Here is a 9,230-nt window from a genome sequence, read left to right as displayed (position 1 = left end):
AACTATTCCTTGCCTTCTATCGCGTTCTCAATTTGCAGCCGTGCAATACTTTCGGCTTGAGTAGCTTTGACTCTGTCCTCAAATGCTTCGGCAACTAACTGGGAAATCTCCTCCATCGCTTCAGGCGATGCTAAAACAATCGGCAGCGATTTCAATTGCGAAGGCCAGAGGGCCGGAATGGAATGCCCCGTCACACAGCGAGTAAGGAGAGGATACCCAATCTTCGTGCTGTACAGATATGCGAATAGGTAACCGCCAGGAATTTCTTTGGGGACTATGCGTAAGACGTGATCAGACGTGGCGGCTCCTTCGAGACCAGAGTCGACATATTGCGGACGACCAATAATTCCACCGAGTTGCCCAGATCTAGCCAGTAGCACCCAGTCGCGCTTCAATATGTACTTGTACAGGTTGACAGTTCGACTTCTTGACAAAAATTTTCTGGCATTTCGATCAAGATCAAACAGGTCGCCGCTTGTAAAGAACGGCGCCCCATTACCCTCCTCAACATAGATGTGCTTAAACATCGGGACGTCATAGACGTCCGCAACATCACCTAGTTGAGTCCAGTTGCCGGAAGACAGTATCCAGTCTTCCACGTGAGCAGCGTTAGGATTGAAAAAATTCCCCTCCATGCGCATGCTTCTCTGTATGTCTGAGACATGTACAACTCGCGTCAATCGTTCGCGCGCAGACGCGCTTCTTCCAAAGGGTTCTGGTTGACCAATCTCCTGTGCAAGGCGCGTTTGTGCGTCTTGCAGCTTCTGATTTGCCCTTGCTCTGAGGTAGGCAGCTTGCTCAATCGCCTCGTGTACTCGCATCTCCAATTCATTCGTAAATCGTGGAACTGGGAGGTCGGCTATATGGTGTGGCTCTATATGCTGAATGATCGCGCCATAGGTTCCTGAGGCCACTAGCGGTACGCCATAGCGGCAGGAAAGGAAGGCAAACAGATATCCAGTCGGAATCCGCTCTGAGTTGGGAACGACACGCAGCACATCCTCAGAACAGGCCAATCCGGCCATATCTGGTCGCACATAGGCCATTCGGCCAATAGTCCCGGATCGCGTGATTAGAGACCATCCCTCCTCAACCAGAAGTTTCGGATTGCGTGCAACCTGTTTGTTCGAGATCAATGGCAGGGCTGAAAGGTCTGCCAAACTGATAGCCGAACTACCCATGTAACGTACGCCGTATCGAGGATCATCAACCCAGTTACGGCTCTCGCGCCCAGAATCGAACATTGCAAGAGTAACGTCTGCAAGTCTGTCCTTTTTGCAAGCGAGTTTTTTTAAAGCATCCCGGGCTTCCAATGCTCCAGACATATACGGATTGCAATCCAGCCGCCGCCCGCCTTCTTCAAGCCAGGCGGACTGAACAATTCGTGCATTATTGAAACTTGTGAAGGTCATGCCGCCACCTCCACAGGGAACCACGCCAGAAACGCTGCGTGCATCTCGGCAAATGCTGAGTCCGTGCAACCTTTGATCGAGATGAGTTCCGCCAGCTTTTGGTAAATCGCCGAGGAACGCGGCTGCCGAGTTTGCTTCAGCACCCACTCTGCCGCCTCCTTTGGCCGGGGCGGTTTGGCGACATCAAGAGGCCACCAATTGTTGTCAGCCAGATGCTGTCGCAACGGTATTTTGCCGTTGTAGCGAAGCGCGTCAGCTACTTGCGGCTTATCTTGCCATAGCCAGTTTTCGAGTTCCGGATCGATGGCGATCACCTTGACCGCATCTTCCGACCAGCCGCTTGCGACCAGGTGGCCGGTGATGTGTTCAACAATGGCGGCCTTGCCTGGTGAGCCTTCCCACTCGCAATCCAGGACCACCAGCGCGCGATGGTGACTGGTTTGGTAGGGACGTAGCAGCTCATGGCCCTTGGTGTAGACACCTGGATCGTTGCCGCCTTCATCCACGAGCATGTCCGCACCGACATCGGTGTTGATTTCAAAGGGCGCACAGCCAAGGCTGAGATGCCAGCGGTCACGCTTGAAATAGCCACGGAAGGTGGCGGCCATGTTGCTGTCGGCCACCAAGATGACGCAGGGGCGCTTGTTTATCATCCCAGTACCCCCGCTGCAAATAGGCTGCCGAGATCGATACCACCGCGCCATTCCTGTAGGCGAGGGTGATTGGTACCAGCTACCATTTCTACCCCACCTTCACTGACAAGCCTTGCGCACAGCAACTGATCCAACCTGGCACGAGCCAGCACCACGGGTGAGTGCGAAGATACCCACACCTGGCTGTCGTACATGGACGAGAGTGATTGCAAAACAGCTTCGATGGCGCGCGGATGGATGCCATTCTCGGGCTCCTCGGTCACCAGGATGGATGGGTGTTTGCTGAGGTAAGGCAGCAGCGTCAGCGTGAGAACACGTAGGGTGCCATCTGACAAACCTGACGAAGGCACTTTGAAATCCCCCTTGTAGCTGACCACGAAGTAGGCGTGGTGATCGTCCTCGCGCTCACGCACGTCGATATCCGTCACCTGAGGCAGCGCGGTTTGCACGTGGGCAATCCAATCGGCATAGCGTTCGCTACGAAAGTCAACAGGGACGCCATCCGGCGCGCCTTCGCGTTTCAATTCCAGCGCAAGCCAAGGGATATTGCGACCATTGGCCGTGATGACTTTGGGCTGCCCTGGTGGGCTGGCTTGGCGCATGGCGGACCAATTAGGCTCGAGGAAAACGGCATCGGTAGTCAACAAGCTGTGTAACCAGCGGGCGGCGGGGTAACCCGCCTCGGACTCAAACAGCACGCGCGGCATGGCGAGCAGAGTTTCGGGAAGGCCCACTTTGGCTACGTTCGCCTGTGGCGTTTCAGGTGCGAACTCAGACTCGTAGCCAATTTCGCGTTTCAAGGTGAGGTGCCAGTGCTTTTTATTGCCAGCGGCAACGCCATGAAAGCCCGCTTGGCGACGGTCAGGCCCATCCAATTCAGGGAACATGAACAGGTATTCGTAAGCCACCTGCAGTGCCTGATCGGCACCGATCCGCAAGCCAATTTCGTAACGAATGTGGGTCGGCCAATGACGGCGGTCTTTATGCAATACCTGACGAGATCGCTCGCTGCGCTTCCTGGCGAACATGCCTTCAATCACCTTAGATTGCACAGCGTCTGGCAGGCGTGCTTCGACAGCAAGCGTAAAGTCGCTACCCCGCCCTGCGAAGACCAATTCGTTCAAACTACCCGCCCGCGGCGGTAGCTCGGACCGACGCTCCATGAAGGGAGCGGAGACGTTAGTTGCGCGCAGCAGATCTCCAAAAAGCACCGGCATGTCTAGCAGTGTGGTCTTGCCCGACCCGTTAGCCCCGACCAGCACCCGAAAGTCGCCGACATCAACAGCCAGGCGTTCAAAGCAACGATAGCGTGTGGCCTCCAGTCGTGTAATCACTTGCTGGGCTCCGGGTGTTTGGCGCGAAATTCGGCATAGGCCTTGGCGATCTCCGGGAGGTCGTCGTCGAGGATGCGCTCTTTGCGATGAAGCGTACGCACTTGCAGACCGCCACCGATGCGGACTTTTTCTTCATGGCTCACATCGACGAGGATTTCTTCGCCATCGGGGTGACGCTTATACAGCGTGTTACCACGGCGGTCGAAGCCCACCTTCTCAGCAACAGCCATGAACACGGGGTAGTCCTTCTTCTGGCCCAAATCTTCGGCTTGAATGACCTCCGCAGGCTTGCGCTTGAGGAAGAGCAGGCTGGTAAGGATGTTGACGTTGGCCTCGACGATGAACGACTCCACCGGCAAGTCGATGCTAGCGAGCACCCAGCAATGGCGCAGAATCCAGTAGCGGATGTACTCGTCACCAGGGTTGCCCAAGATGCCATCGGGCAAGACGATGCCCGCACGGCCTCCCGGCTTGAGCCATTTAACACAACGCTCGATGAACAAGACCTCGGGCGAAACCGCAGGCTTGATCGCGTTGGTCATCACAAATCCATCACCTTGCCGCTCCCAGCGGCGAGCCAATTCGTACTGTTCTAAGATGGTTTTCTCGGTGACAGGGATGTCTGACCCGAACGGTGGGTTGGTCATCAAGACATCAATCGTACCGAGAGGGATGGACTCTTTCGCTGCCTGAACGCCAGGCAGGTGCCCCACCGGAAACTCGAGTGAGTTCATGTGATAAAGATGACCCAGCGAGTTGCCAGCCATCATCACGTTCATCTGCGCGGCCCGTACCAAAAAGGGGTCGAAGTCGGCGCCGAACAGATTCTTGGCTGCGTAATTGGCAAGTCGATCACGAATGGATACGAACTCTTCGGTGTTCTCGTCGCCCGCCTTGACGCGTTTCTCTTCGTGAAAGACTTTGTTCAAATAGTTCAGGGTCTCAACCAGGAAGCCCCCCGTACCGCATGACGAATCCAGCACACGCTCGTGTTCTTTGGGTGCGAGCATCTTGACAGCGAGGCTAATGGCCCCACGCGGCGTAAAGTATTGGCCGCGATCTCCACGCAGGTTGGTGCCCACGATCTCTTGGTAGGCCGTGCCTTTAGCATCAACATCGGTACGGCCGAAATCGTAACGGGCCAGCTCCGAAACGATGAAAGCCAAAGCCCGGTCGGACAGGGTGATTTCTTCGTTGCCCTTAAAGAGGCCATCGTACTTCTTCTTTACTCTTTCAAAGAGTGGTCTGATTCGAAGACGGATGGCTTTCTGGCCTTCGGGGTCAAACGGTTCGAAAGGGCCTACATAGAACCCTCGGGCTTCATTTGGCTGCTGCTCGTCGTACATCTTGCAGAAAATGAGGTACAGGAACTGCCAGAAAGCGGCGTCCTTGGGCATGCCCTCGTTGCCGTGGATGTAGTTATGGCAACGACGGAAAGCGGTACGCAGCATCACCGGGTCCGCACGGCGCATCCGTCCCATGGAGCGGCCTTCAACGCTAAAGGTGTCGTCACCTAATGGCCAGTCACCGATGGGTTTGAACTTAGTATCGAAACGGGTGACCTCCTTCTTAAAAAAGAAGAATTCCAGGCCATTAGTCCACAGGCCGTAGTCGCAGCTCTCGACCTCGGCCATCACGATTTCCAGCACCTCGAACTCTTTGCGCGCCTCTTCAGGGTCGCGCATACGGTACGCCCCCTTAGTACCGATCTTGGGTTCTTTCTCGACCACCACGGCGCGATAAAGGTTTTCTACTGTGTGCGCCTGGCCGGGCTTGAAAATAGCGATATCGAGCTTGCGATTCTTGCCCAGCATCTTGATCTTGAAATCTGGCTCCATGTCTTCGGCTGCGATGCCGTATTCATGGATGATGGCGCGAGCAATACGCTGGCGGACCTTTTCTTTGTCACTGTCTTTCACCGGGTTGCCGGTGATGTAGTCAAAGACCTTGCCCTCTTCGAGCGCGCGCTCAGGCGCTTGGGCTTCTTGATCAAGGTCTATCATGTCGTTGTTGTCCTGTATGGAGCGCTGTTTAGGCATTGCGCGCCCCCTTGTCATCAAAGTCATCACTACTGGAAGCGGCACCGCCCTCTCGTACCCAGGCGTCCACGTCTTCCTTCTTGAATTTCCAAAAGCGCCCAACCTTGTGCCCCGGCATGCCTTTGGAGGTCACCCAGGTGTAGATGGTGTCTTTGGCCACACCGAGGTAATCGGCGATTTCATCGACGGAGAGCCAGCGGTCGTCCATAGCGAGATCCTGCTTTCTTGCTGTATAGGGATATGAAATGAGCTTACAGATATTCAGACCTATTTGCATGGGTTAAGTCGGGTTAGCTTGGGTAAAGACTAATTACAGCCATTTTTAGCCACCAAAGACCGCTGCAACTGAAAGAACTGACAACCCAACTCTTTGCAGTCACACCGCAGAGTTCCTCACTCACACCGACAAGGTTTACTCGCCGGACACTTACCGAACACCAACTCCACCCTAAGAATTGATCCCATCTCCACAATGATGACAAGACAATCTCAATTGGCAACCAATTGGCAACCAGAAAGCACAGTTTCAAAGTGACAAGAAAAACCTGAAGGCATAAAAAAATCCAATCACCGCTAAGTGACTGGATTTTCTAGGATTATTTGGTCGGGACGGAGTGATTCGAACACTCGACCCCTAGCACCCCATGCTAGTGCGCTACCGGACTGCGCTACGCCCCGACTAGGCGTGAAACCTGTTCCTCTTCTCGAAGAACGCTCAAGAATATATCGCAAGCTTTTGAAAACTGAAAGTATTTAAAAGCAGGAATTTATTTCTTGAGGACCACCAGAACATCTTCCAGCTCGGCGATCATCTGGCGGATCATTTGTTTGTATTGGGTGGTGTCGTCTTTGGCTTCGTCACCGGACAAACGCAAGCGCGCGCCGCCGATGGTGAAACCCTGATCGTAAAGGAGCGCGCGGATTTGCCGGATCATCAGCACGTCCTGGCGCTGATAATACCGGCGGTTTCCGCGGCGTTTGACGGGGTTGAGTTGAGGAAACTCCTGCTCCCAATAGCGCAGTACGTGCGGTTTTACCGCACACAGCTCGCTAACTTCACCAATGGTGAAGTAGCGTTTGCCTGGGATGACGGGTAGCTCGTCGTTATGACTTGGTTCCAGCATAAGCCTCAACTCGGGCCTTCAACTTCTGCCCTGGACGAAAGGTGACCACACGGCGAGCCGTGATCGGGATTTCTTCTCCCGTTTTCGGATTGCGGCCAGGCCGCTGGCGTTTGTCCCGAAGGTCGAAATTGCCGAAACCGGACAATTTCACCTGTTCGTTGTCTTCAAGAGCGTGCCTGATTTCCTCGAAAAACAGTTCGACCAATTCCTTGGCTTCCCGCTTGTTCAGGCCCAGCTCTTCATACAGACGTTCCGCCATCTCAGCTTTCGTCAAAGCCCCCATACGTCACTTCCTTAACGTGGCGTTCAACCTTTGTTCGAGCGAGGTGAGGATATTTTGCGTCGTATTATTCACCTCATCGTCATTAAGAGTGCGCGATGGATGCTGCCAGGTCAAGCCGACTGCAAGGCTTTTTCTATCAGGATCAATGCCTTTACCCTGATATACGTCAAATAGCCTGAGGTCTGTCAGCCATTCGCCTGCATTTTCACGGATTACGTCCAGTACAGCCGAGGCTGCAACGTCTTTGTATGCAATCAGTGCGAGGTCACGACGCACTTCAGGAAAGCGCGACAACTCGTGGAATTTAGGCATTTTGCCCGAAGCCACTTCCGCCAGAACCATCTCAAAAACGAAGACCGGACGATCCAGGCCCAGGGTTTTCGACAATTCAGGGTGGATAGCGCCAACGAAGCCAACCAGACGACCTTCACGCTCGATGCGCGCGGTTTGCCCCGGGTGCAACGCCGGGTGTTTGCCCGGCACGAAAGTGAACGCATCCAGAGCACCGGCGAAGCCCAGTACCGCTTCCACGTCAGCCTTGACGTCGAAGAAGTCCACGGTGTCGCGACCTTGCGCCCAGCCTTCCGGCAAGCGGCTACCGCAAACCACACCAGCCAGCATCGGCTCTTGCTTCAGGCCTTCGAGCTGACCAACGAAACGCAGACCGCTTTCGAACAGACGTACGCGATCCTGTTGACGGTTCAGGTTGTGCTGAAGCGCCTTGACCAGACCAGGCCACAAGGACGAACGCATGGCCGCCATGTCGTTGGAAATCGGGTTGGCCAGCAGCAACGGCTCGACACCCGGATTAAACAGTTCGAACTGTTTCGGATCGATGAAGCTGTAGGTGATCGCTTCCTGATAACCACGGGCGACCAGCAGGCGGCGCAGTTCAGGCAGATCGCTGCGGGCTTCAGCCTTGGCTTGCGGCGCCAGACGCGCTTGCGGGTAACGAACCGGCAGGCGGTTGTAGCCGTAGAGGCGAGCCAGTTCTTCGATCAGGTCGACTTCGAGGCTGATATCGAAACGATGGCTTGGCACTTCAACGCGCCACTGCCCTGCCCCGTCGGCAGTAATGGTCAGGCCCAAAGCGCTGAGCAGACGCTCGACTTCAGCCGAATCCATTTCCATGCCCAGCATCTGGGTGATGCGTTGAGCGCGGAGGGTAACCGGCGCGATCGACGGCAAGTGCTGTTCGCTGACGGTTTCGATGATCGGGCCGGCTTCGCCACCGGTGATTTCCAGCAGCAGGCCAGTGGCGCGCTCCATGGCTTCACGGGCCAGTTGCCAGTCCACGCCACGCTCGTAGCGATGCGAGGCGTCGGTGTGCAGGCCGTAGGAACGAGCCTTGCCAGCAACGGCGATCTGATCGAAGAACGCGCTTTCCAGGAAAATATCGCGAGTGGTCGCGGTATTGACGCCGCTGTGCTCGCCACCCATGACACCGGCAATGGCCAGAGCGCGGGTGTGGTCGGCGATGACCAGCGTATCGCTACGCAGGCTGACTTCCTGACCGTCGAGTAGAACCAGCTTCTCGCCTTCTTCGGCCATGCGCACGCGGATGCCGCCATTGATTTCGGCAAGATCGAAGGCATGCAGCGGCTGACCCAGCTCGAGCATCACGTAGTTGGTGATGTCGACGGCAGCATCGATGCTGCGCACGTCGGCACGACGCAGACGCTCGACCATCCACAGCGGTGTTGGCTTGGACAGGTCAACGTTTCGGATTACGCGACCCAGGTAACGCGGGCACGCAGCCGGGGCCAGTACTTCTACCGAACGCACTTCGTCGTGCACCGGCGGAACACTGGCAACCACTGGACGAGTAACCTGAGCGGCATACAGCGCGCCGACTTCACGGGCCAGACCGGCCAGGGACAGGCAGTCGCCGCGGTTCGGGGTCAGATCGACCTCGATGCTGGCGTCGTCCAGATTCAGGTACTCACGAATGTCCTGACCCACTGGCGCATCGGCCGGCAGTTCCATCAGGCCATCGTTGCCTTCACCCACTTGCAGTTCGGCTTGCGAGCACAGCATGCCGTTGGACTCGACGCCCCGCAGCTTGGCTTTCTTGATCTTGAAGTCGCCCGGCAGTTCGGCACCGATGGTGGCGAACGGGATCTTCAGGCCCGGGCGCACGTTCGGCGCACCGCACACGACCTGGAAAGTCTCCGAGCCATTGCTGACCTGGCAAACGCGCAGCTTGTCGGCGTCCGGGTGCTGTTCGGTGCTGAGCACCTCACCCACGATCACGCCACTGAAAACACCGGCGGCCGGCGTAACGCTATCGACCTCAAGACCGGCCATCGACAGACGAGCAACCAGCTCGTCGCGACTTACCTGCGGGCTAACCCAGCCACGCAGCCATTGTTCACTGAATTTCAT

The 9,230-nt window shown here is 56.0% G+C and carries 8 protein-coding genes and 1 tRNA gene; all 9 read right to left on the bottom strand.

Annotated elements, in window-relative coordinates; translation table 11 throughout:
• Positions 1 to 2 precede the first annotated feature (2 nt).
• The 9 genes from V6Z53_RS13090 to pheT all read right to left on the bottom strand — a co-directional run bounded on the left by V6Z53_RS13090 (position 3) and on the right by pheT (position 9,230).
• Complete coding sequence (locus V6Z53_RS13090; protein WP_338585923.1) at positions 3 to 1,412, bottom strand: hypothetical protein; 1,410 nt, start codon at positions 1,410 to 1,412, stop codon at positions 3 to 5.
• Entirely contained in the window at positions 1,409 to 2,065 is a 657-nt protein-coding gene (locus V6Z53_RS13085) for a hypothetical protein (RefSeq protein ID WP_338585921.1), read from the bottom strand. Before V6Z53_RS13085 ends, V6Z53_RS13090 begins: the two co-directional genes overlap by 4 nt.
• A complete protein-coding gene (locus tag V6Z53_RS13080; protein WP_338585920.1) occupies positions 2,062 to 3,399 on the bottom strand; it encodes an AAA family ATPase in 1,338 nt (445 codons plus the stop codon). The genes V6Z53_RS13085 and V6Z53_RS13080 overlap by 4 nt, the downstream gene beginning before the upstream one ends.
• Positions 3,396 to 5,438, bottom strand: coding sequence for an N-6 DNA methylase (locus V6Z53_RS13075; protein ID WP_338585919.1), 2,043 nt, complete (start codon positions 5,436 to 5,438; stop codon positions 3,396 to 3,398). Before V6Z53_RS13075 ends, V6Z53_RS13080 begins: the two co-directional genes overlap by 4 nt.
• Positions 5,431 to 5,646: a helix-turn-helix domain-containing protein gene (locus V6Z53_RS13070; RefSeq protein WP_338585918.1), complete on the bottom strand. Its 216-nt coding sequence runs from the start codon at positions 5,644 to 5,646 to the stop codon at positions 5,431 to 5,433. The genes V6Z53_RS13075 and V6Z53_RS13070 overlap by 8 nt, the downstream gene beginning before the upstream one ends.
• 393 nt (positions 5,647 to 6,039) lie before the next feature.
• Positions 6,040 to 6,116: transfer RNA gene (locus V6Z53_RS13065), tRNA-Pro, on the bottom strand.
• Between the two features lie 89 nt (positions 6,117 to 6,205).
• On the bottom strand, positions 6,206 to 6,562 hold the full coding sequence (locus V6Z53_RS13060) for a MerR family transcriptional regulator (RefSeq protein WP_003179985.1): 357 nt from the start codon (positions 6,560 to 6,562) through the stop codon (positions 6,206 to 6,208).
• Positions 6,543 to 6,845, bottom strand: coding sequence for an integration host factor subunit alpha (ihfA, locus tag V6Z53_RS13055; protein ID WP_002553164.1), 303 nt, complete (start codon positions 6,843 to 6,845; stop codon positions 6,543 to 6,545). Before ihfA ends, V6Z53_RS13060 begins: the two co-directional genes overlap by 20 nt.
• 3 nt (positions 6,846 to 6,848) lie before the next feature.
• Positions 6,849 to 9,230 (bottom strand): phenylalanine--tRNA ligase subunit beta, encoded by a 2,382-nt coding sequence (gene pheT, locus V6Z53_RS13050; protein ID WP_338585916.1) that lies wholly within the window; start codon positions 9,228 to 9,230, stop codon positions 6,849 to 6,851.

The sequence above is a fragment of the Pseudomonas sp. MAG733B genome (assembly GCF_036884845.1).
In the GTDB taxonomy this organism is placed as follows: Bacteria; Pseudomonadota; Gammaproteobacteria; order Pseudomonadales; family Pseudomonadaceae; genus Aquipseudomonas.
This window is presented reverse-complemented; position numbering and strand designations above follow the sequence as displayed.